The sequence below is a fragment of the Streptomyces sp. NPDC050416 genome (assembly GCF_044458845.1).
In the GTDB taxonomy this organism is placed as follows: Bacteria; Actinomycetota; Actinomycetes; order Streptomycetales; family Streptomycetaceae; genus Streptomyces.
Genome location: NZ_JBITII010000015.1, coordinates 82,599 through 105,546, shown reverse-complemented (window position 1 = coordinate 105,546; position 22,948 = coordinate 82,599). Strand labels below are relative to the sequence as shown.

Annotated in this window: 16 protein-coding genes; 3 read left to right on the top strand and 13 right to left on the bottom strand. The window is 71.2% G+C overall.

The genetic code is table 11. From position 1 onward, the window contains the following. Window positions 1–37 precede the first annotated feature (37 nt). The 6 genes from ACIBL4_RS35845 to ACIBL4_RS35820 form a co-directional block, all read right to left on the bottom strand. On the bottom strand, window positions 38–1,630 hold the full coding sequence (locus ACIBL4_RS35845; protein WP_399415985.1) for a cation acetate symporter: 1,593 nt from the start codon (window positions 1,628–1,630) through the stop codon (window positions 38–40). Beyond that, on the bottom strand, window positions 1,627–2,181 hold the full coding sequence (locus ACIBL4_RS35840) for a DUF485 domain-containing protein (RefSeq protein ID WP_399415984.1): 555 nt from the start codon (window positions 2,179–2,181) through the stop codon (window positions 1,627–1,629). The genes ACIBL4_RS35845 and ACIBL4_RS35840 overlap by 4 nt, the downstream gene beginning before the upstream one ends. Before the next feature lie 69 nt (window positions 2,182–2,250). Next, window positions 2,251–2,934: a response regulator gene (locus tag ACIBL4_RS35835; protein WP_399415983.1), complete on the bottom strand. Its 684-nt coding sequence runs from the start codon at window positions 2,932–2,934 to the stop codon at window positions 2,251–2,253. Continuing rightward, window positions 2,931–4,082 (bottom strand): sensor histidine kinase, encoded by a 1,152-nt coding sequence (locus tag ACIBL4_RS35830; RefSeq protein WP_399415982.1) that lies wholly within the window; start codon window positions 4,080–4,082, stop codon window positions 2,931–2,933. The genes ACIBL4_RS35835 and ACIBL4_RS35830 overlap by 4 nt, the downstream gene beginning before the upstream one ends. Continuing rightward, on the bottom strand, window positions 4,079–4,603 hold the full coding sequence (locus tag ACIBL4_RS35825; protein WP_399415980.1) for a DUF1453 domain-containing protein: 525 nt from the start codon (window positions 4,601–4,603) through the stop codon (window positions 4,079–4,081). The genes ACIBL4_RS35830 and ACIBL4_RS35825 overlap by 4 nt, the downstream gene beginning before the upstream one ends. 376 nt (window positions 4,604–4,979) lie before the next feature. Beyond that, window positions 4,980–7,103, bottom strand: coding sequence for a type IIA DNA topoisomerase subunit B (locus tag ACIBL4_RS35820; protein ID WP_399415979.1), 2,124 nt, complete (start codon window positions 7,101–7,103; stop codon window positions 4,980–4,982). A gap of 442 nt (window positions 7,104–7,545) precedes the next feature. Between ACIBL4_RS35820 and ACIBL4_RS35815 the strand changes: the two genes are divergently transcribed. Further along, a complete protein-coding gene (locus ACIBL4_RS35815) occupies window positions 7,546–7,779 on the top strand; it encodes a hypothetical protein (protein ID WP_356923528.1) in 234 nt (77 codons plus the stop codon). Between the two features lie 247 nt (window positions 7,780–8,026). On the opposite strand, the gene ACIBL4_RS35810 is transcribed toward ACIBL4_RS35815, so the two are convergent. The 7 genes from ACIBL4_RS35810 to ACIBL4_RS35780 form a co-directional block, all read right to left on the bottom strand. Beyond that, window positions 8,027–8,863, bottom strand: coding sequence for a S1 family peptidase (locus tag ACIBL4_RS35810; protein WP_399415978.1), 837 nt, complete (start codon window positions 8,861–8,863; stop codon window positions 8,027–8,029). 136 nt (window positions 8,864–8,999) lie between these two features. Then, window positions 9,000–10,532: an RNA polymerase sigma factor gene (locus tag ACIBL4_RS35805; protein WP_399415976.1), complete on the bottom strand. Its 1,533-nt coding sequence runs from the start codon at window positions 10,530–10,532 to the stop codon at window positions 9,000–9,002. Between the two features lie 428 nt (window positions 10,533–10,960). After that, the gene (locus tag ACIBL4_RS35800) at window positions 10,961–11,848 is read right to left on the bottom strand and encodes a FadR/GntR family transcriptional regulator (protein WP_399415975.1); all 888 of its coding nucleotides are present in this window, start codon (window positions 11,846–11,848) and stop codon (window positions 10,961–10,963) included. A gap of 161 nt (window positions 11,849–12,009) precedes the next feature. Next, entirely contained in the window at window positions 12,010–14,211 is a 2,202-nt protein-coding gene (locus tag ACIBL4_RS35795) for an ATP-binding cassette domain-containing protein (RefSeq protein ID WP_399415974.1), read from the bottom strand. A gap of 110 nt (window positions 14,212–14,321) precedes the next feature. Continuing rightward, a complete protein-coding gene (locus ACIBL4_RS35790; protein ID WP_399415973.1) occupies window positions 14,322–15,080 on the bottom strand; it encodes an NUDIX domain-containing protein in 759 nt (252 codons plus the stop codon). 130 nt (window positions 15,081–15,210) lie between these two features. Further along, window positions 15,211–17,133 carry a glycogen debranching N-terminal domain-containing protein gene (locus ACIBL4_RS35785; protein ID WP_399416050.1) on the bottom strand — a complete coding sequence of 641 codons (1,923 nt, stop codon included), beginning with the start codon at window positions 17,131–17,133 and terminating at the stop codon, window positions 15,211–15,213. A 612-nt stretch (window positions 17,134–17,745) separates the two neighbouring features. Beyond that, window positions 17,746–19,602 (bottom strand): DUF4192 domain-containing protein, encoded by a 1,857-nt coding sequence (locus tag ACIBL4_RS35780; protein ID WP_399415972.1) that lies wholly within the window; start codon window positions 19,600–19,602, stop codon window positions 17,746–17,748. Window positions 19,603–19,743: 141 nt separating this feature from the next. On the opposite strand from ACIBL4_RS35780, the gene ACIBL4_RS35775 reads away from it, so the two are divergent. Further along, entirely contained in the window at window positions 19,744–21,909 is a 2,166-nt protein-coding gene (locus tag ACIBL4_RS35775) for a RecQ family ATP-dependent DNA helicase (RefSeq protein ID WP_399415971.1), read from the top strand. A 358-nt stretch (window positions 21,910–22,267) separates the two neighbouring features. Continuing rightward, the gene (locus ACIBL4_RS35770) at window positions 22,268–22,882 is read left to right on the top strand and encodes a hypothetical protein (RefSeq protein WP_399415970.1); all 615 of its coding nucleotides are present in this window, start codon (window positions 22,268–22,270) and stop codon (window positions 22,880–22,882) included. The last annotated feature ends 66 nt before the right edge of the window (window positions 22,883–22,948 follow it).

Below are 22,948 nucleotides of genomic sequence, written 5' to 3'. Positions count from 1 at the left end.
GTACGGGACCGCCCCCACAGCCGTGCAGGGCCGGCCCCTACGCGGCTCCCGCCCCGGTCAGCGACCGCACCTCGGTCTCCGCGTGCTTGGCCTCGTCCGGCACCTCCGACGCGGTGACCGTGCCCAGCCAGCCCGCGAGGAAGCCCAGCGGAATCGAGACCAGGCCGGGGTTCTGCAACGGGAAGTACTGGATATCGACGTTCGGGAACAGCGAGTCGGGGCTTCCGGAGGCCACCGGGGAGAGCACGACGAGCACCACGGCCGGGATCAGACCGCCGTAGACGGCCCACACGGCACCCCGTGTGGTGAAGCCACGCCAGAACAGGGAGTAGAGCAGCACCGGGAGGTTCGCCGACGCCGCGACGGCGAAAGCGAGGCCCACCAGGAACGCGACGTTGAGGTCCCGCGCCAGCAGACCAAGGGCAATCGCCACGACGCCGACACCGACGGCCGCGACCCGGGCCACGGCCACCTCGCTGCGGGGCTTGCCGCCCCGGCGCCGCAGGGACGCGTACAGGTCATGGGCGACCGAGGCCGAGGACGCGAGCGTGATCCCGGCGACCACCGCGAGAATCGTGGCGAAGGCGACCGCGGCTACCACCGCGAAGAGAACCGTTCCGCCCGTGGATCCGGCACCACCACCCAGGTCGAGCGCCAGCAGCGGAACGGCCGTGTTCCCGGACCCGTTCGACCCGCGTACCGCGTCCGGCCCCACGATCGCCGCCGCGCCGAACCCGAGCACGATCGTCATCAGGTAGAAACCGCCGATGAGCCCGACGGCCCAGACAACCGAGCGGCGTGCGGCGCGCGCGGTGGGCACGGTGTAGAACCGGGACAGGATGTGCGGCAGCCCCGCCGTGCCCAGCACCAGGGCCAGCCCCAGACTGATGAAGTCGAAACGGGCGGTCCAGTCCCCGCCGTACTTCAGCCCCGGCGCCAGAAACGCTTCCCCGTGACCGCTGCGCTCGGCCGCCGTGAGCAGCAGCCGGTCCAGGTCGCCGTGGAAACGCACCAGGACGAGCGCCGTCAGCGCGATCGTGCCGCCGAGCAGCAGGACTGCCTTGACGATCTGAATCCACGTCGTCGCCCGCATCCCTCCCAGCGACACATAGATCACCATGAGCGCGCCGACACCGATGACGGTCCAGGCCCGCGCCGCGCCGCTCGTGCCCCCGAGCAGCAGCGCCACCAGGCTGCCCGCGCCGACCATCTGCGCCACCAGATACAGAACGGACACTGTGACCGAGGAGGTTCCCGCCGCGATCCGTACCGGCCGCTCCCTCATCCGCGCCGCCACGACGTCGGCGAGCGTGAACCGGCCGCAGTTGCGGACCAGTTCGGCCACGAGGAACAGCACCACCAGCCAGGCCACGAGGAAGCCGACGACGTACAGCAGCCCGTCGTAGCCGAACAGCGCGATGAGCCCGGTGACCCCGAGGAAGGAGGCGGCCGACATGTAGTCGCCCGCGATGGCAAAACCATTCTCCATGGGTGAGAAGAGCCGCCCGCCCGCGTAGAACTCCTCCGCCGAACCGCGCCGGTTACGGCTCACCCATGTCGTGATCGCCAGCGTGACCGCGACGAACCCGCTGAACAGCAGCAGCGCCAGCGTCTGGTGTTCATCCGTCACGAGGCACCGCCGTTCACGCCGCGCGTCAGCTCCTGTGTGTCCCAGCGCAGGTCGAGCGCCGCCCGGTCCCTGCGCAGCCGCGCGTGCCGCGAGTACGCCCAGGTGAACAGGAACGTGGTCAGGAACTGCCCGAGCCCCGCCACCAGCCCCACGTTCACCACTCCCACCACGGGCCTGGCCATCAGCTCCGGCGCGGCTGTGGCAGCCACGACGTAACCCACGTACCAGGCGAAGAACGCCATGAAGGCCGGCACCACGAATCTCCGGTACTGCCGCCGCACCTCCTGGAAGGCCGCGCTGCGCTGCACCTCCAGATACACATCGGCCGCCGCCACCCCGGTCTCGCCCTCCCCGCGTGCCGACGGAACCACGACCGGAGCCTGCACTCCGGCACCGTCCGGCTCTCCCCACCCGGAGGCGAGGGCGTCGTACCAGGGATCGTCGTACCTCAGATCTCCGGCCTCCTCGGCCGGGCCGACACCGTCGATTCGCTCGACCGAACTTTCCTGACCAGCCCCGTCTCTACGGGGACGGCCCTTGCTTGGCTGCATGCCCAAGGATGGACAGAACGAGAAGATCCCCGACTCTTCTTCCCCTCGCGCTTCACCCCATCAGGTGACTCAGCGCACCGGGGGACGCACCAGCCCCTTTCCGTACGCGTAACGCACCGCCTGCGCACGGTCCTTGAGCCCCGTCTTGGCGAACAGGTTGTTGATGTGGGTCTTCACGGTCGCGGTGGAGACATGCAGCCTGCGGCCGATCTCCTGGTTGCTCAGCCCCTCGGCGATGAGCAGCAGCACTTCCGTCTCCCGCACCGTGAGACCGTCCGGTGCCTCGGGCGGCGCGGCCGGTCTCACCTCGGTCTCCGTCAGACGCTCCAGCAGCCGCCTCTGAATGCTGGGCGCGAGCCCCGCGTCCCCCGACAGCACGCTGTGCACCGCCCGGACGATCTCCTCTCCGCCGGCGTCCTTCGTGAGATAGCCGCGCGCTCCCGCTGCCAGTGCCGGGAAGAGCGACTCGTCGTCGGCGTACGTCGTGAGCACCACGACCTGTGTACCGGGGTGCTCCGCGCGGATCCTGCGGGTCGCCTCCACTCCGTCGCAGCGGGGCATCCGCAGGTCCATCAGGACCACGTCCGGGGCGACTTCGGCGACGAGCCGCACCGCCTCCTCCCCGTCCCCCGCCGCGCCGACGACCTCGACCCCGGGCAGCAGACCGAGCAGCATCACGATGCCCTCCCGCACCACGGTCTGGTCGTCCGCGACCACCACCCGAGCGGTCTTCCGCTCGGCCTCGTCCGTCATACCGGCACCTTCAACGTCACCACGAACCCCTCCTCGCCCGGCCCGGCCTCCAGCGAACCGCCCAGCAGCTCTGCTCGCTCCCGCATGCCCAGCAGACCGTATCCGGCTCCCGTCCCGGTCAGCTCGCCCGGCGAGCCGCCCGAGTCCCTCACATCCAGGGTCACTTCGTGCGGGTCGTAGTCGAGGCGCAGGCGCACCTTGGCGCCCGGGGCGTGCTTGCGGGCGTTCGTCAGAGCCTCCTGAGCCGCTCTGCGCACCGCCTGCGAAGCCTCGGCCGGCAGTGCTCTGCGTTCACCCGTGATGGTGATCTCGGCACCGTCGGTGGTTCCCGCCAATTGGTTCAGGAACTCCTCCAGCGGGGTCAGTTCCCCACGCAAGGCGGAGAGCGCCTGCCGTGTCTCGGCGAGCCCGCCACGCGCCATCTCCCGTGCCGCCACCACCCGTTCGAGAACCTGCTCCTGCTCCCCTCCGCGCTCGATCAGCAGCCGGGCCGCCTCCAGGTGTACGAGCTGGGCAGACAGGCTGTGCGCCAGCACGTCGTGAATCTCCCGCGCTATGCGGGCCCGCTCCGCGAGCGCCGCAGTCTCCGCCTCGGCCGCACGGGCGGCCCGCTCCTGGGCGAGCAGCCGCTGGGCGCTACCGCGAGCCTCGGCGTCCAGGCGCAGCGTGTATCCGGCCAGGGCGAGGCCGACGCCGGTGACCACGGATGTCAGCGGGTCGTCGTTGTCGACGACCCCGAACGAACCGAGCGCCACGCCCGCTGCGCTGAGGGCGACTGCCGGTGGGAGTCTCTCCAGCGCCGAGACGGCGCATCCACACCACATGACCAGGGCTGCGGCTTCGAAGCCCGACAGATGGGCCGCGACGGCGACGCCCTGAAGCAGCGCGAGCGACGCCAGCGACGGCCAGAGCCGGTGCTGGAGCGTGGTCCGGAAGAACACCCAGGCGAGCAGCGCCGCCAGAAGCACCCCGCCGGCTCCGGTCACCGCCTTCCACCCATGCGCCTCGCTCTCGGCGAAGGCACCCCACACGAGCACGCCGAGGACCAGAGCCCGCACCGTCCAGGCCAGCAGGCACCGGGGGCGTGAGAGTCCCTCGCGGCTGAGCGCCTCCTGGGAAGGCCAGCGTGTCCAGGCGTTCTCCTTCACACGCGCTCCTTCCCCGCAGGCGCAGATGTGCTGTCACCGTACGCCGGGCCCGAGTTCACGGCAGGGTGCAGCAACCGACCGCGCCAGACCAGGATCCCGGCCCGGACGAGCAGGGTGCCGGCGAGTCCCAGCAGGAGGGCGGAGCTGTCCTGGTGCACGCCCACCGCGGCGCCGAGCGCGAAGAGCCCGGCACGCAGCCCGATTCCGATGAGCCAGACGGCTACGCTCGCGCCGCTGCTCTTGCTCCACACGGTGCCGTCGGGCTCCGCCCATATACGGGTGGCCCAGGCCCAGCCCGCCCCGGTGGCCAGGCCGACGAGCAGTTCTGCGCCGAGCAGCAGCGCTGAGGCCGTGTGGTGACGGTCGTCGAGTATGCCGGGCTCGCGCAGTGCGACGACGGCCAGGATCGCGGGCAGGAGCCACCAGCGGCGCTCACCGTCGATGGGGGTTGCGCGGAACTGCCGGGCGATCACCAGCATGGCCACGACCACGATCACCAGCGCGTCGACGAGCCCGGACATCAGGACCTCCGTGAGCGATGAAGGAGATGCCGGCAGCGGTACCGCCGACGCCTTCGACGTTACGGAAATCGCCAGGTCACGGGATCGGAGTGCGGGTGGATCATGGGTGGATCCGCGACCGGCCGCTTCTCCACCCAGGGGTGGAGAAGCGGCTCAGGCACGAGGACCCGACGGCCCCGGCGACCTGGGTCGCCTCCGGGCCGGGTCCTATCCGGGCCGGGTCGTCCAAGCCGGTCCGTTTGTGCGCAAGGCATGGCACGGACCATGGGGCCGACCTACCGGCAGAGCCGGACTGAACGAGGACCACGGAGAACGAACCAGTCCGGACCTGCCCAGCCCGGCCCGGCCTCCGTGCCCGCCAAGGCCGGCGCAGCGGCTACGCGTCGATCCGCGACCGATCCAGTGTCGCCGCCGAGTTGGAGATGAACTCCTTGCGCGGCGCGACGTCGTTGCCCATCAGCAGATCGAAGACCTGCTCGGCTGCCTCAAGGTCGGAGAGGTTGATCCGGCGCAGGGTGCGGTGGCGCGGGTCCATGGTCGTCTCGGCCAGCTGGTCGGCGTCCATCTCGCCGAGACCCTTGTAGCGCTGGATCGAGTCCTTGTAGCGGACGCCCTTGCTCTGGAGCTCCATGAGCTTGTCGCGCAGCTCCCGGTCCGAGTACGTGTAGATGTACTTGTCCTGGCCCTTCTTCGGCTGGACGATCTCGATGCGATGCAGTGGCGGCACCGCCGCGAAGACCCGGCCGGCCTCGACCATGGGCCGCATGTAGCGGTGGAACAGGGTCAGGAGCAGGGTGCGGATGTGAGAGCCGTCGACGTCGGCGTCGGTCATCATGATGATCTTGCCGTAGCGGGCCGTGTCGATGTCGAAGGTCCGACCCGATCCGGCTCCTATGACCTGAATGATCGCCCCGCACTCGGCGTTCTTGAGCATGTCCGTCACGGACGACTTCTGGACGTTGAGGATCTTGCCGCGGATCGGCAGCAGCGCCTGGAACTCGGAGTTCCGGGCGAGCTTCGCCGTACCGAGCGCGGAGTCGCCCTCCACGATGAACAGCTCACTGCGGTCGACGTCGTCGCTGCGGCAGTCGGCGAGCTTGGCCGGCAGCGAGGAGGACTCCAGGGCCGTCTTGCGGCGCTGTGCGTCCTTGTGCTGCCGGGCGGCGATGCGCGTACGGGCCGCGGCGACGGCCTTCTCCAGCACGACACGGGCCTGCTGGGCGGCATCCCGCTTCGTGGACGTCAGGAACGCCTTGAGCTCCTTGCTGACCACGTTGTTCACGATGCGGCGGGCCGCCGAGGTCCCGAGGACCTCCTTGGTCTGGCCCTCGAACTGGGGCTCGGCGAGACGCACGGTGACGACCGCGGTCAGGCCCTCCAGGGCGTCGTCCTTGACGATGTCGTCCTCGGCGACGCGCAGGAGCTTCTTGGCGCGCAGCACCTCGTTCATCGTCTTGGCGACGGCCTGCTCGAAGCCCGCGACGTGGGTGCCGCCCTTGGGGGTGGCGATGATGTTGACGAACGACCTTAGCGTCGTGTCGTAACCGGTGCCCCAGCGCAGCGCGACGTCGACGCCGAGTTCCCGGGTGACCTCGGTGGGGGTCATCTGGCCGTGGTCGTCCAGGACGGGGACCGTCTCCTTGAAGGAGCCCTGTCCCGAGAAGCGGAGGACGTCGCAGACCGGCTTGTCGTTCGCCAGGTACTCGCAGAACTCACTGATCCCGCCGTCGAAGCGGAAGGACTCCTCGCCCTTGCTGCCGCCCTCGCCGAGCCCGTACTCGTCGCGCACGACGATGGTCAGGCCCGGCACCAGGAAGGCCGTCTGGCGGGCGCGCTGGTGGAGGTTCTCCAGGGAGAGCTTGGCGTCCTTGAGGAAGATCTGTCGGTCGGCCCAGTAGCGCACGCGCGTGCCGGTGCGGGTCTTCGGGATCTTCTTGGCCTTGCGCAGGCCGCTCTTGGCTTCGAACTTGGCGTCCGGGCCGTTTCCGGCGAAGGCGCCGGGGACACCGCGCCGGAAGCTGATCGCGTGGGTGTGTCCACCGCGGTCCACCTCGACGTCCAGACGGGCGGACAGGGCGTTCACCACGGAGGCACCGACGCCGTGCAGACCGCCGGAGGCGGCGTAGGAGCCGCCTCCGAACTTGCCGCCGGCGTGCAGCTTGGTCATGACGACTTCGACACCGGAGAGGCCGGTCTTGGGCTCGACGTCGACCGGGATGCCCCGGCCGTTGTCCCGGACCTCGACCGAGCCGTCGTCCTGGAGGATGACCTCGATGTGGTCGCAGTAGCCGCCGAGGGCCTCGTCGACGGAGTTGTCGATGATCTCCCAGAGGCAGTGCATCAGGCCACGGCTGTCGGTCGACCCGATATACATTCCGGGGCGCTTCCGCACGGCCTCGAGCCCCTCGAGGACGAGCAGGTGCCGCGCGGTGTAGTTGGAACCGTCCCGGTCTGCTCCTGCCAGCAGAGCTGTGGACGGCACGGACGTTTCGGCGGTCACGCGGTTCGCTCCTCGCTGAATTTCAGATGGGGCCCTCATGGGTAAGGGCGCGGCTTCAGTCACCGGTGAGAGGGTACCGAGGCCTGGTAGAGCCGTTGTAACGCCACCCTCGCCGGAAACTCACCCTAGTCCAGAGTCGTATGCTTGTTCGATCCCTCGTTGGAGTGAAGCACACATCACGTTCCCTTCGAGGCATGAACCATTTAGGCTCCGGGCACGTCCTCATGAACAACCGGCAACCCAGCCGGGAGGACCGACCACCGATACAACGCGAAGCTCCGTAAGACACATAGACACGCAATACGGCACATTCGCCGCCAACCGGCAGCAGACAGCCGCCTCGCAAAGATTTTTTCGAGGAAAAGCCACGAGCGGGAACGTTTTGGGGCTGGTTGGATGTTGACCCTGGTACGACAGCTCGTCGAGCTAGAGAAGAGGCGACGTGACTACTGTTCTGACCCCTGCGAGCCAGTTGACGGCCGCTGATCGCTGCGACCGCTGCGGCGCCCAGGCGTACCTGCGCGTCGTCCTGCTCAGCGGCGGAGAACTGCTCTTCTGTGCCCACCACGGGCGCAAGTTCGAGCCGGAACTCAAGAAGATCGCCGCTGAGATACAGGACGAGACGGAGCGGCTGACGTCCGCTCCCGCGACGACTGCCTCCGAAGAAGAGCGCTGACACCTCGCGTCCGACGACGAGCCAGCCCGGCACAGGCCGGTGAACGGGCGGCTGCCTCCACCACCGAGGCAGCCGCCCGTTCTCGTTCCCGCGCGTCCGCCCAGGTCCTTCTGTGCGCACGCCGCGCGTCTTCTTCGCCCCCATGCTCAGCAGAACGTGCACATGACCTTCACGCCGTGACCGGCCTTCACCGTCACGCCCGTGGACAGCTTCGTGCCCGCATTCAGCCTCACGCCGGTGTCCGGCTTCACGCCCGTGGCCACCCGAGCGTGCGCATGATGTCGGACACCCGCATGTACACCCCGGGGCTGCCGGCCCGGCCGCAGCCGATCCCCCAGGACACCAGGCCGATCAACCGCCCCTGGGCCACCAGCGGGCCCCCACTGTCACCCTGGCAGGCATCCCGGCCCCCCTTCGCTTCTCCGGCGCACAGCATGCTCCGGGCGTCGTAGACGCCGTCCGCGCCTCCCGGATACGCCTCCTCACAGAGCGCGTCGGGAAGCACCCGCACGCGTGCCGCCCGCAGGCTGTTCGGGTACTCCCCGGCGCCCGAGACGTCGCCCCATCCGTACACCGTCGCGGTCCCGCCCACGGCGTACGCGGGGTCACCGGCGGGTGCCATGCCGATGACCGAGTCGGCGGGGAGGGGCTCGGCCAGCGTGAGTACGGCGAAGTCCCCGACGTTGCTGACACCGTCGTAGACCGGGTTCACCCAGGTGTCCCGCACGGCGACTTCCCGGCCACCGCGGTCCGAGTTCAGGTCTGTGCGCCCCGCTATGACCCGGAGGTCGCGTACGCGCTCCGGTGGCCCGCCCAGGACCTCCTTGTCCAGGCAGTGGGCCGCGGTGAGCACGGTGGTGCGGCCGACCGCCACGCCGCCGCAGAACTGCCCCGCGCGCGTACCCCCGAACCGGTCACGACTGGACAGGGCGACCGTCCAGGGGCTCTCCGACGCGTCGACGGGGAATCCTCCTATGACCACCTTGTCGGCGGCCGCAGGCGCACTGGAGCCCACTGACAGGGCGGATACCGCGGCTGCCACGACCAGCGGTCCGGCCAGGGCCCGGCCAAAGCGATAACGCATATGCACTCCTCACTCCGTGGTGTCGGTGAGACACCCAGAGTGATTCACCCCGTGGCAGCCCGCACCCGCGGAGAGGCATGAAGAAGGCCCGGTCCCCTGAAGGGGCCGGGCCTTCCGCGTCGTACGACCGCGACGGCTAGTCGAGGTAGTCGCGCAGCACCTGCGAACGGGACGGGTGACGCAGCTTCGACATGGTCTTGGACTCGATCTGGCGGATCCGCTCACGCGTGACGCCGTACACCTTGCCGATCTCGTCGAGGGTCTTCGGCTGACCGTCGGTGAGACCGAAGCGCATCGAGACCACACCGGCCTCGCGCTCGGACAGGGTGTCGAGCACGGAGTGCAGCTGCTCCTGGAGGAGCGTGAAGCTGACCGCGTCGGCCGGGACGACCGCCTCGGAGTCCTCGATCAGGTCACCGAACTCGCTGTCGCCGTCCTCGCCCAGCGGGGTGTGCAGCGAGATGGGCTCGCGGCCGTACTTCTGGACCTCGATGACCTTCTCGGGGGTCATGTCGAGCTCCTTGGCCAGCTCCTCCGGGGTGGGCTCGCGGCCCAGGTCCTGGAGCATCTGGCGCTGCACGCGCGCGAGCTTGTTGATGACCTCGACCATGTGCACCGGGATACGGATGGTGCGGGCCTGGTCGGCCATGGCGCGGGTGATCGCCTGACGGATCCACCAGGTGGCGTACGTGGAGAACTTGTAGCCCTTGGTGTAGTCGAACTTCTCGACCGCGCGGATCAGACCGAGGTTGCCCTCCTGGATGAGGTCCAGGAAGAGCATGCCGCGGCCGGTGTAGCGCTTGGCCAGAGAGACCACCAGACGGAGGTTGGCCTCCAGGAGGTGGTTCTTGGCGCGGCGGCCGTCCTCGGCGATGATCTCCAGCTCGCGCTTGAGCTTCGGAGCGAGCTTGTCGGCGTTGGCCAGCTTGTCCTCGGCGAACAGACCGGCCTCGATGCGCTTGGCGAGCTCGACCTCCTGCTCGGCGTTGAGCAGGGGGACCTTGCCGATCTGCTTGAGGTAGTCCTTGACCGGGTCGGCGGTGGCACCGGCGGCGGCGACCTGCTGCGCCGGCGCGTCGTCCTCGTCCTCGTCGGACAGCACGAAGCCGGCGTTCTCCGTGCCCTCGGGCTCCTCGACGGCCTTGCCGGGAGCGGCCTCCTCGAGCACCTCCTCTTCGAGAAGCTCGACGTCGTCCTTCTTGGCGCTGGTCTTCTTCGCCGCGGTCTTCTTGGCGGGAGCCTTCTTCGCGGCCGCCTTCTTGGCGGTCGTCTTCTTGGCCGCTGCCTTCTTGGCGGGCGCCTCTTCCTCGGCGGCGGGCTCGGCGGCGGGCGCCTCCGGCGTGGCAGTGGGCTTCCTGGTGGTCACCGCCTTGGCCGCGACCGTCTTGGTGGCGGTGCGCTTGGCGGGACTCTTCGCTGCGACGCTCTTTCGGGTGCGCTTGGGCTCTGCGGCACTGACCATCAGCGTCACACCCTCTTCCTCGAGGATCTGGTTGAGGCTGCGCAGTACGTTCTTCCACTGAGTGGCCGGAATCTGGTCAGCTTCGAAGGCCCGACGCACGTCATCGCCGGCGATCTGCCCCTCAGCCTTTCCCCGCTCAATGAGAGCCATGACAGAGACGGACTCGGCGATCTCCGGCGGGAGCGTACGGGATGTGCTGGCCGACACGAACAACCTCTCGGAACGTTGGAAAACGGCTTCCGGCCCCGTCCACAGTGGACAGGAGCCGACCGCCGGCTTGGGGGTGGGCCGACGGCGCGGGCGGGGGCCGGGAAGATTCACAGCGCCGTGAACGGCGTCCGTATTCCCTCCGCGGCTGTCACCTCTTAGGTCATCGCGTTCTTCCCGCGAGCGTTACGCCCAATTCGCGTGGCCCGAGTCACACCCCGTAAGCGCACAAAAGAGATCAGACGCGGGCAAAGCAGGTCACATCTGGTTGTTATCCGGCCGCTCCGGCGGATCATGCGGCCCCTTCGCGCCGTCGGACCCCGCAGGATCGCCAGGATCCTGCGGGGTCCGACGGGAGGCGGATCACCGAACGGGCACTGCCACAGGAGGGGGGTGGCACACCCGGCCGCGCCGCCCGCGGAACGCGGTCAGTGCTCGCGGGGAGCGGGCACTACGCGTTCCACCCCGGGATGGACCGTGAGGAGTTGCCGCATCGCCGCCTCAGCCGCCGCTCCGTCGCCGGCGCCGAGGGCGTCGCAGATACGGCCGTGGTGCGCCAGCGACGTCTCGTTCGGCCGGTCACAGCCCGTGACCGGACCGCCGGAGACCTGGAGGGCCGCCGACACGATCCCGGAGAGGTGCTCCAGCATGCGGTTGCCGGCGACCTGGATGAGCAGCGAGTGGAACTCGGAGTCGGCGCGGGAGAAGGTGAGCGCGTCACCCTGCGCCATCGCGTGCCCCATGATCTCGACCATGTCCGCCAGGCGCTGCTGGACGTCCGCGCGCCCGTGCCCGGCGGCCAGGCGGGCGGCGAGCGGTTCGATCGTCCAGCGCAGCTCGCTCAGCTCGCGGCGCTGGTCGTCGCGCTGCGGACCGAAGGCCCGCCACTCGATGATGTCCGGATCGAGAAGGTTCCAGTCGCTGACGGGGCGCACGCGCGTGCCGACGTTCGGGCGGGCGCTCACCAGGCCCTTGGCCTCCAGGACGCGGAGCGACTCGCGGACGACGGTGCGGGAGACCTCGAACCGCTGGCCGATCTCCTCGGGCACCAGCGGGCGGTCGGCGCCCAGGTCGCCGGAGACGATCATCTGACCGAGCTGCTGGACGAGTTGGCCGTGCAGCCCGCGTCCGCGGCTGCCCGCGGCGCGCCTGCCCACCCGGCCCAGCTCGGGGTCCCCGCCGTCCCAGGCAGGGGCACCGACGCGGTCGACGGCGGGGGCCTCCGCGAAGGGGTAGCGGTCGAGTTCGCCCGGGCTCGCGAGGCCGGAGTCAGCGGAGCGGGCGGCGGTCATCATGGTGTGCGCAAGGGTACTCACGCATCCTTTGTCGGCGCCGCCTCCAACTCCCTTGAGGTCTTTGGTGAAAAGCACACGAAAGGGTGATCGCTCACCCCGTCGCAATTGACGCCTTATCGGAAAGAAATGGGCGTTCTGCGGGGAGTTGTGCGCATGGCCGGACTAAGGGTTACGGACAGTCGTCACCGGAACCGGCTCCGCAGCGCGGTGAGCAGGTACGCGCAGAGCAGTGCGGTCAGCGACAACGTCAGTGCGCCGCCGACGGGTTGGGAGATCACGCTGAACGCGGCTTCCAGATAGCGCTCTCCCCCGAAGGGCCATCGCGGCAGGAGAGCCTCGCGCAGCCGCATGGGAAGTCCCGCCGCGGTCCGCACGGACGGTCCTTCCAGGACCTTGTGCACCGCGGGTACGACGAGAAGCGGCACGGCGGCCACGGCGGCGAGCCCGGCCGTGGTGGACCGGAAGACGCCCGCCGCCAGTACGCCCGCCCAGGCGCAGCCGACCACGAGCCCGATCCAACTCGCACTCATGGGCAGCCAGTCGGCGGGAACCTGGGCGAGCTCCCGTCCGTAGACGAGATAGAGCACTTCGGCGTCGCAGCCGATGGTGAGGGCGGCCAGCATCAGTGCGGTGGCCGTGGCGACGAGCAGTTTGGCGGCCAGCAGCCCCAGCCGACGGGGCACGGTGCCGCGGTCCGCGGCCAGGGCGGGGTGGCGGAACTCGTCGCCGAAGGCCAGCGCGCCGAGCAGTCCCGCGCCGAGCGCCGCGGGCGGCAGGGGCAGCTCCTGTGGCCACGCGGCCAGCAGGCGCGGCTGCGGGGTGTGGCCGATCCGGGCGAGCACGACGGCGGTCACGGCGGACACGGCGAGCACGGCGGCCCCGGTGAGGAACCCGGTGCCGATCCCGGCGGCGCGGCGGATCTCGTAGCGGAGGGGGCGCAGGGGGCTGGGAGCGGGGCGGACGGAGATGGGAGGCGGCAGAGGGGGCAGAGCGTCGAGCGTGCGCGCCGTGCGTGCGCCGGCGCGGTGGAGAGCAAGAGGTGCCGTTGTCTCCTCAGGACGGGCCTCGGCGTCGGACAGGTGGCCGACCGAGGGAACGTCCGGGCTTTCCTGCGGCTCTGTGGCGGGCTGTGCGGGCCCGTCGGAGGACAACGGCTCGTCGGCGACCGGCTTCGGCGCGTCAACGGTAGGTCGTGGCTCAGCCGACGACTGCGGCTCGGCGCCGGCGGCCACGGGTTCGGCAGTGACCGGGACCGGCTCCGGCGCGTCGAGGGAGGGGCGCGGCTCACCGTTGGCGGCCTGGAACGCAATCGTTGTCCGGTGCGTGTCGGTGACATGCCCTGGCCTGGGGTCGGCGGATTCCGGCTCGGCGCCGATGCTCCCGAGCGTGCCGTCCGACGTTCGCCCTGTGTCGGCGACCCCGTGCGAGCCGCCCGCCGTCTGCCCTGCCGTGCCCGGTACCGGGTCACGGCTGACCTGCGGCTCACCTGCCCGCGTCGCTCCTGCCCCCGGCCCCATGTCGCCGATCTCGTCGGCGAGTTGGTGGACGACGATGCCGTGACGGAACGCCGTCTCGCCGACCTCGGCGCAGGTACTGCCGTACACGGAGAGGCGGTTGCCGCCTTCTCGTACGACTTCGACGGAGCGCCGCGCGGTGCGGGCCTGCTTGGTCAGGAGAACCGCCAGACGCGCCGCGTGCGGACTGCGTACGGCGACCCGGGGACGCAGGCGGGTGCGCGAGAACTCCGCGACCTCCTGGTCGGCCACGAGCCTGCCCTGCTCCAGCGTGACGACACGGTCGGCGATGCGGGCGGCCCCCTTGGGGTCGGCCGTGGTGAGCAGGACCGTGCCGCCCTGGGCGGCGTGGGCGCGCAGCATGCCGTGCAGCCAGTGGCTCTCGCGGACGGACAGACCGTCGGCCGGGTCGTCGAGGACGAGCGTGTGCGGATCGGCCAGGAGGACGCAGGCAAGGCCCAGGCGGCGGTCCATGCCGCGCGAGAGGGTACCGAGGCGTTCGTCGCGCAGGCTCACGAGCCCGACCGCCTCGAGGACTTCGTCGGCACGCCGGACCGGGACCCCTGCCGCGGCGCACAGCATGCGCAGATGACCGCGGACCGTGCGGGCCGGGTGCCCCGGCACGTCGCCCAGCAGCACACCGACTTCGCGCGAGGGATGGGCGATGCGGTGCAGGGGGCGGCCCCGGAAGTAGGTGATGCCACGCCCCTGTTGGAGTTCCAGCATGAGCCTGAGGACTGTCGTCTTGCCGGCGCCCGGTGCTCCGAGCAGCGCGGTGACGCGGCCCGCTCGCGCCTCGAAGGAGACGTCATCGGCTGCGGGCGGAAGCCCTTTGCGGGGGTTGCTGGTCAGTCCGAAGGCCTGGATCACCCGCAGCAAGATAGCGCGCTATGTCCGGTTTTTCGGGCAGCACGAGGCCTGCCTCGGGTACGACAATCTCCCGTGTCCGGGCAGCGGGCGCCGGGCGTTGCGGACCCGCGTCAGATCTCGGGGCGCAGCATCGGGGGGTTGAGGAGAGTCGCACCCCCGGCACGGAAGAGCTGAGCAGGGCGGCCGCCCTGACGGGTGGTCGTCCCACCGGTGGGGACGAGGAAGCCCGGTGTGCCCGTGACCTTGCGGTGAAAGTTGCGCGGGTCGAGCGCCACGCCCCAGACCGCTTCGTAGACACGGCGCAGCTCGCCGACGGTGAACTCGGGCGGGCAGAAGGCCGTGGCCAGCGACGAGTACTCGATCTTGGAGCGGGCGCGCTCCACTCCGTCCGACAGGATCTGCGCATGATCGAAGGCGAGCGGCGCCACCGGTTCGGCGTCACGCCCGTAACCGCCCTGCCGCAGCAGTTCCTCCACCGGGGCCCACCGCGCGTTGCTGGCGTCGCCACCGGCCCTGGGCGCGGGCAGGTCGGGTGCGAGCGCGAGGTGGGCGACACTGACGACCCGCATCCTGGGGTCCCGCTTGGGGTCGCCGTAGGTGGCGAGCTGTTCCAGATGTGCCCCGTTGTCCTGGGCTGGGACGGACGGGTCGTGGACGCGCAGTCCGGTCTCCTCGGCCAGCTCGCGCGCCGCGGCCTGCGCCAGGTCCTCGTCGGCCCTCACGAAGCCGCCGGGGAGCGCCCAGCGCCCCTGGAACGGCGGTTCCCCCCTGCGTACCGCCAGCGCACACAGGGCATGGCGGCGAACGGTCAGCACGACCAGGTCCACGGTGACGGCGAAGGGCGGAAACGCTGACGGGTCGTAGGGCATGCCGCGATCATAGTCGTCTGCCTGACGATAAACACTCCCTTCGCCGGCCGCATCGACGACTGATCCACTTCGGTCGGACATGGACTCCGCTGTGGGGCCCGGTGGTCCAGCAGTTGAACGTCGTACCAGGTCACGCCCCCAGTTGAAGTCCGTCGGCCGCTTCCTCGACCATGGCGAGGCCGAGCCGGCTGACCCGCACGGAGAACGGGGCGCCGGCGATCCGCAGGCCCGTGAAGCCGATCTCGCCCAGGGGCGCACTGCGCATCGGGCGCAGGGTGACCGTCCCGGCCGGAGCGTCGGGGCGCATGCCGACGAGCGTGGTCAGCAGCAGCACTCCGGCGGCCGCCGATGTGGCCGCGGGGCGGCAGGCCGCCGGGTGCGGGAGGGGGGCACTGCCCTCCGTACGTTGTTCCCCCGCGTACATGTCGGGCAGCCGGTGGGTGAAGGCCTCGGCGGCCGCGAGTACGCCGCGCAGCAGCGAGGTCGCCTCCTTGTCGTAACCGGCGGCGGCCAGACCCGCGACGGCGAGAGCGGTCTCCTGGACCCGTACGGCCCCGGCTCGGTGGCCGAACGGATTGAACCCCGGCTCCTTGGCGCCCAGCCCCCGCAGGCCCCAGCCCGAGTCCATGACAGGGCTGCCGAGCAGCCGGGCGAGGTTCTCGGTCTGCACCTTGTCGAGCAGACCCGGTGCCAGGGCGCCCTCGCCCAGCAGGCCGGTGTCGAGGAGGTGGACGGCGGCCGCGCCCAGGTGAGGCACCGGCCTGCCGTCCGGAGCACGGGCTGCCGCAGGCCGGCCACCCCCGCGGTCGTCGACCCAGAAGTCCCCGCGGAAGGCGGTCCGTAAGGCCTGCGCCCACTGCCGGAGTGCCGATCCGCCCGTGCGGCCGCAGGCGTCGAGCAGGTCGGCGCCGAGGAGAGCGGCACGGTGGGCGTGGGCCTGTGTCTCGCAGCGGACGGGACCGCCGGGATGCGGGTCGCGCAGATACGTGTCGTCGCCCACGGTGGTGCGCAGCCAGGTCAGACAGCGCTCGGCGGCCGGCAGCAGTTCCTCCGTCTCCTGCTCGCCGAGGCCCCAGCGGCGGGCCTCGGCGAGCAGTACGGGAAAGAGCAGCGTGGCCTCCGTACCGGTGCACTGGGGCGGAAGGTGCGGGCCCGCGTCCCGTCTCAGGCCGGGGATCATCCCGGACTGTGGTCCCGGACCGGTGAGTTGCGTACGGGCGAGGATCCGCAGCGTCCCCACCGCCAGGCCCGTACCGAGCGGCAGAGCCATCCGGGCGGCCACGAGCGCGTCGGCGGGGGCCAGACCGCAGCGCCAGGGTGCCCCGGCCGCGAGGTGCGTGTCGGCGGGGTTCGCGGGATCACGCAGCAGGAGGGCCTGGAGGTCCTCGATGCTCGTCCTCAGCAGTGCGGGGACTCTCGGGTCGTCGCCTTCCGCTCGTGCGGCGGCGAGTGGGCTGGTCGCGGCGCGGCCCACGGCTCGGAGAGGACCGGCGCCGTCGGGCCACACCCGCAGTTCCACGCTTCTGCTGCCGCCCGCCGGCAGGTCGAGCTCCCACCGCAGCAGCCCGGCCGAGGCCAGGGCGTCCGAGGGAGGCGGTGCGGCCGTGACGGAGGCATTGCCAGTGGCGCAGGACCAGCGCAGGCCTGAGTCGTGGACACTGGCGGGGAGTTCGGGTCCGGCGCGGCCCGAGGCGATCGACCCCAGGTCGGCCAGGTCCGTGCCCAGGGACACCTCGACCGGCAGACGCAGCGGACGGGGAGCCGAGTTGTGCAGGGTGATCCGCTCCGTGCCGTCCGCGAGACGGTTGCGTTCCACGACCACGTCCGGATCCGGGCCTGCCTGCGGCGACGTGCGGAGCGTGCCCACGAACCTGGCGCGGTCGGCCGCGGCCATACGGGCCTGCACGGCGAGCGGTTCCCGCCCGGCCACACGGACCTCGCACCGCGAGAGCACCCGTCGACCGGCGCGGTAGAACCCTTCCAGTCCCCGGCCGGTCATCTGCCCCTCCTGCGTCGAGATGGCCAGACCGGGAAGCGCGACACAGATCATCATGGTGTGGGCGGGCGGCAGGTCGGCGGACCAGCGCAACCCGGGGATCGTGGCGCCCCGAGGAGGCGCGGCGGGCTGCCCTGTGGGTGACGGGCCCCGGCTCTGGGCCACGGGCGGCGAGGGCGAGCCGTACCCCGACGCGGAACCGGGGCGGAGGTTCTGGCCCGCTCCCTGGGGTGACGAGCGGCCCCGGGCCGGTGAGGGCGGGCAGGTGTCCGGGCCGGTGGGCAGCGAGGCCAGTGAGGCGCCCCCGGGGAACCTGGGCCCGAAGCCGTCGACACGTGCCGCCGGCCGCGGAGGCGCGTTCTGGGCCCCCGACCGTGGAGTGCCCGCCTCGGGCCGGCCGGGGCCCGACCCACGAGGTGCTGGCGGCCCACCCGGGGCGTGGCGGTCGTCGGCGGCGGAGGGCGGAGTCGGCTGATGCATGGAGAGGCTTCCTCTGCGCTCTGTGCGCCTCGATCGGGTTGGGCGCCGGTGCCGGAGGGTTCCGGCGGGGCAGGAGCGGTGCGGCGTCACGGCCCGTCCAGGCGTTCCGCCACTCAGGTGAACGGCGTGAACCTCCTTCGGGTCACGCCTGTGTCCCCGCCCCGCGCGTCGCCGACCCCATGGGGACACTCACTCCTCCCCCTCCGTGCCCTGGCCGGGCTGTACGCCTTCCTGACCGATGCCCCCGCACGGCATGGCCGTCTTCCCCGACGTACGCGCACCCCTGCCGCCCGTGCGTCCGCTGCCGGACCGCGCCGTGCCCGCGTTGGCTCGCCCGGTACGCGTGCCGGTCTCTGCGGCACCGGCAGGGTGCGTAGGGCCTGCCGGTGTGCGCCGACGGGGAACCCGGGCGCTGGGGGCACGGTCCCCCCTCCGGGCATCACCCGGGGCGGTGCCGGCAGCACCGGTGGAACGGGTGGAACGGGCACGGCGTCGCCGACGTGAGGGCACCGCCGTGGACGCAGCTGCGGGCTCCGGCTCGAACGCGGCTGCGGGCTCCGGCTCGAAATCGGACGCGGCTGCCTCGCCCGTGACGACCTCGTCGGTGGCGGACCGAACGGGGGAGGCGTCGTGCTGCGCGACGGAGCCGGTCACCCGCCCGCCCAAGTCGTCCATAGGCACAAGGGAGTCGTCCGGCCGATCGGCAGACTCTTCCGCCCGAGGCGGGGATCCGCCCGCCCCGGCACCCATGCCGTCGACCCGAGCCGCCGACTCGACGGCTCCCGAGCGTCCACGGCCGTCGCGCTCCGCTCGCAGGCAGCTGCGGATCGATTCCGGGTCGAGACCTTCGTTGCAGGCCTGGTGCAGGAGACGGGCGAAGAGATAGTCGGGGTCCGCGCCCAGGGCCATGGCGAGGGCTTCCCGGGCTTCCAGTTCGTCGCCGGTGGACCAGGCGACCCATCCGGCGAGAGTGAGCGGCGCCGCGGCGTGCTCGCCGTAGGAGCCGACGCAGCGGCGGGCCAGCGACCGCCAGAGGCGCAGGGCGAGTCCGGCCTCGTCGCCCTCCATCCACTCGGCCGCGCGGTCACGGGTCGCGCGGTCCTGGAGGCCGAGGATCAGCCGGGCCGCCTCGTCGTGTGTGAGAAGTTCGTCGTCGCGGAGATCCGCCAGGAGCATGCCGGAGACGGGCTGTGCCCCGGCGAAGCGGTCCAGGACCCGCTCTGCCAGTCGCAGTGTCTCGTCGGCGACGTCGGCGCGACCGGCTTCGTCCAGGATCCTCGGGACCAGTGCCAGGCTGGCGGTGTCCAGGGCGCTCTCCTGCTCGAGAGCGGCGGCGTTCTCCCAGGGGAGCAGCCGGGCCCGCAGTTCCCGCAGCGTGCCGCGCACCTGGATGCCCGCGTAGGTGGCAGCAGCCGCCAGCACCGATGTGCCGGGCAGGCCCATGGGGGCGCCCTCCGGCGGGCAGCACACCGCGTTGTCACAGCAGAACGACCAGTAACGGCCGTCAGAGATGCACAGCGCCTCGACCACCGTCACGTCCAGGGAACCGCACTCCACGCGCAGCCTCTGCGCCAGCGGTTTCAGCCGCTCCATGACCTGGCGGCCGGACTCGCCCTTCTCCGGTTCCTGGCAGAGGAAGGCGACCATTGACTCGGGGCGGGCCCCTCGGCGCTCGCTGCCCGTCACCAGTCCGTGGGCCAGCTGCCGTGCCGCTGACGGCCAGTCGTCCGCGTTCGCGGGGATGCCGAGGCGGGCCCGGCCCCCGAACCGGCCTCGTCCGTCCTTGTCGTGCAGGGCTACCAGGACGATGCTGTCCTCCGGGCGGTACCCGAGCAGATACGGCAGGGCGTCGGCCAGTTCGGCCGGGGTGCGCAGGGTGACCTGGTGTTCGCCGCCGTGGCCGTCGAATGCGGGACCGGGGACGTGCGTCCCGGTCGCCTCGCCCGCCTGCTTCCGCGGTCCGCCGTCCTTGTGCTTGTCGTGCCCGTCGGGTCCCGTGATGTCGCCGTTTTCGGAGGATCCAGTCGCTTCGCTGTGATTCGTCATGCGGAGACGATCTCGCGGAATCTGAAGCTCCGCTTGACCCTGTGGATAACTCCGATCAGGGACACGTCACAGGAACAGCGAGATGCCGGGTCGACTCGTGCACCGCTCGCGCTGTCAGTGCCGTCCTGTTGTATGGAACGCATGGAGCACACGAGCAACGCGGATCTCCGGGCGGCGGCCGACACGGTCCTCGCCCGTCTCGTCGGGGACATCTCGGGAACGGCCCGGCTGCGTGAGGACCAGTGGCGGGCGATCGAGGCACTGGTCGCCGACAGACGCCGCGCCCTGGTCGTCCAGCGAACGGGCTGGGGCAAGTCCGCGGTGTACTTCGTGGCGACCTCGCTGCTGCGGTCGCGAGGCAGCGGTCCGACCGTGATCGTGTCCCCACTGCTCGCACTCATGCGGAACCAGGTCGAGGCGGCGGCCCGGGCCGGTATCCACGCCCGGACCATCAACTCCTCCAACACCGAGGAGTGGGAAACCGTTCAGGACGAGATCGCCGCGGGCGAGGTCGACGTCCTGCTGGTGAGTCCTGAGCGGCTCAACAACCCGGACTTCCGCGACCAGGTACTGCCCCGGCTCGCGGCCGCCACCGGGCTGCTGGTGGTGGACGAGGCGCACTGCATCTCCGACTGGGGCCACGACTTCCGGCCGGATTACCGCCGGCTGCGCACAATGCTCGCCGACCTCCCGCCCGGTGTGCCGGTGCTCGCCACCACCGCCACCGCCAACGCGCGTGTGACGGCCGACGTCGCGGAACAACTCGGCACCGGCGGCAGCTCGGACGCTCTCGTACTGAGGGGCCCGCTCGACCGGGACAGCCTGAGTCTGAGCGTGCTCCGGCTGTCGGACGCCGCGCACCGGATGGCCTGGCTCGCCGAACACATCGACGAACTGCCGGGTTCCGGGATCATCTACACACTCACCGTGGCCGCCGCCGAGGAGGTCACCGCCTTCCTCCGGCAGCGGGGGCACACGGTCACCTCGTACACGGGCAAGACGGAGAACGCCGACCGGCAGCAGGCAGAAGAGGATCTGCTCGCCAACAAGGTGAAGGCCCTGGTCGCCACGTCAGCGCTCGGCATGGGCTTCGACAAGCCCGACCTGGGCTTCGTGGTGCACCTCGGTTCGCCCTCCTCCCCCATCGCCTACTACCAGCAGGTGGGCCGTGCGGGACGCGGCGTGGAGCACGCCGAGGTGCTCCTGCTCCCCGGGAAGGAGGACGAGGCGATCTGGGAGTACTTCGCGTCGCTCGCCTTCCCCTCGGAAGAGCTGGTGCGCCGCACGCTCGACATCCTCGCTCACGCGGACAAGCCCCTGTCGCTGCCCGCCCTGGAGCCCCTGGTGGAGCTGCGCCGCTCCCGCCTGGAATCGATGCTCAAGGTCCTCGACGTGGACGGGGCGGTCAAGCGGGTCAAGGGAGGCTGGATCGCGACCGGGCAGCCCTGGACGTACGACGCCGAGCGGTACGCGTGGGTGGCGCGGCAGCGCAAGGCCGAGCAGCAGGCGATGCGCGAGTACGCGTCGACGACCGACTGCCGGATGGAGTTTTTGCAGCGCCAGCTGGACGACGAGGCCGCCAAGCCCTGCGGTCGCTGCGACAACTGCGCGGGCCCGCGCTTCACCGCGGACATGTCCGAGGAGGCGCTCGACGCGGCGCGCGTGGACCTGGGGCGTGCGGGTGTCGAGGTGGAGCCCCGCCGGATGTGGCCGACCGGGCTGCCGGCGATCGGAGTGGACCTGAAGGGACGCATCCCGGCCGGCGAACAAGCCGCTCCCGGACGTGCGTTGGGGCGCCTGTCGGACATCGGCTGGGGCAACCGGCTGCGGCCGATGCTCGCGCCCCAGGCACCCGACGGACCCGTGCCGGACGACGTGGCGAAGGCCGTGGTGGGCGTGCTGGCCGACTGGGCCAAGGGACCCGGCGGCTGGGCCCCGGGCGTGCCGGACCCGCAGCCCCGCCCGGTGGGCGTCGTCACCGTCGCCTCGCGCACCCGGCCCCAGTTGATCCACTCCCTGGGAGCGCGCGTCGCGGAGGTCGGCCGACTGCCTCTGCTGGGCACCGTCGCATACACGGGCGACGTGTACCCGGGGCCCCGGAGCAACAGCGCCCAGCGGCTGAAGGCGCTCGACGGGGCACTGACCGTGCCGCCCGCCCTCGCGTCCGCCCTCGCCGAGGTCCAGGGCCCGGTCCTCCTCGTGGACGACTACACGGAGACCGGCTGGACCCTCGCGGTCGCGGCCCGCATGCTCAGGCGCTCCGGTGCGCAGGGGGTGTTGCCGCTGGTGCTGGCCGTCCAGGGCTGACAGCACGTCGGGAGGCGCGGCCGCCACATCCTGGCCGGGCATCGGCCCTTCGACCGGGCAGCGCCACCTGCCCGGTCTCGCACACCTCTGGACGCCGCGCACGCCAGTGACGTACGAACGTGTCGTGCTCGAACGCCCCATGGGTGGCCCGGCGACGCACAGGGTGAGGATATTAGCCGCGCATCATCTGATAACGGTCGACTGCGCCAATTGCTCGTTGCCGCATTCAAGTTCGACAGGAAGAATTGAGGTCCGCTCCCGCACGGTACGACCGCCGATCCGGTAGGGCTTCGCTGCGGTGCGCGCTCCCCGATTCCGACCCCGCCCGCAGTGTGGGCGCGTAGCCGAAGGGAGGACCGTGACCTTCGGATTCGCTCCGGCCTCGGCAGCGGCATCGACGTCCGCCGCTTCCGCCAACCGCTTGCTCGAACCCGCGGAATGGGCCGCCGCCGGGATCCCGCTTCTCCGTGACCCCCGTGAAGTCGTCAGCGGACTGCACGCCCGGCACCACCCGCAGCCGGCGACCGCCGTCATCGCCGTGCTCGATCCGGACGAGCGGCTGCGGGCGAGTGCCTCTTTCGTCCGCCGGACGGCCGCGGCCGACGGCTGGATGTTCCGCAACGTGCTGCTGGCGCAGCTGCGCCGGATCATCCCGCACGATCTGCGACGCCGCACACCGGTACGCACCGCCGTGCTGCTCTACTGCCGTGAGGGCGACGCCCGTTGGACCGAGGAGGACGGCGCGTGGATGTGGGGGCTGCGCGACGCCTGCACCCTGCACGGGCTGCGCTGCGGGGCGTACATCACGCTGACCCGCGACGGCTGGCAGGTGCTCGGCGAGGGCCGCGGCGGACGCCGCCCGCACTCTGCGTCGGCACCGGAGCCGTTCGACACGTCGGAGGCACCGCTACCGCTGCCGCGCACCGGTGGCGCCGCCTCCGAGGTGCTGCGCCGCGCTGCGGCGGCACGCTGAGGTCTCCGGACAGACCGTTCCTGGGACACACCGTCCCAGGCACAAGCTGTCCCTGAGACCCCCTGG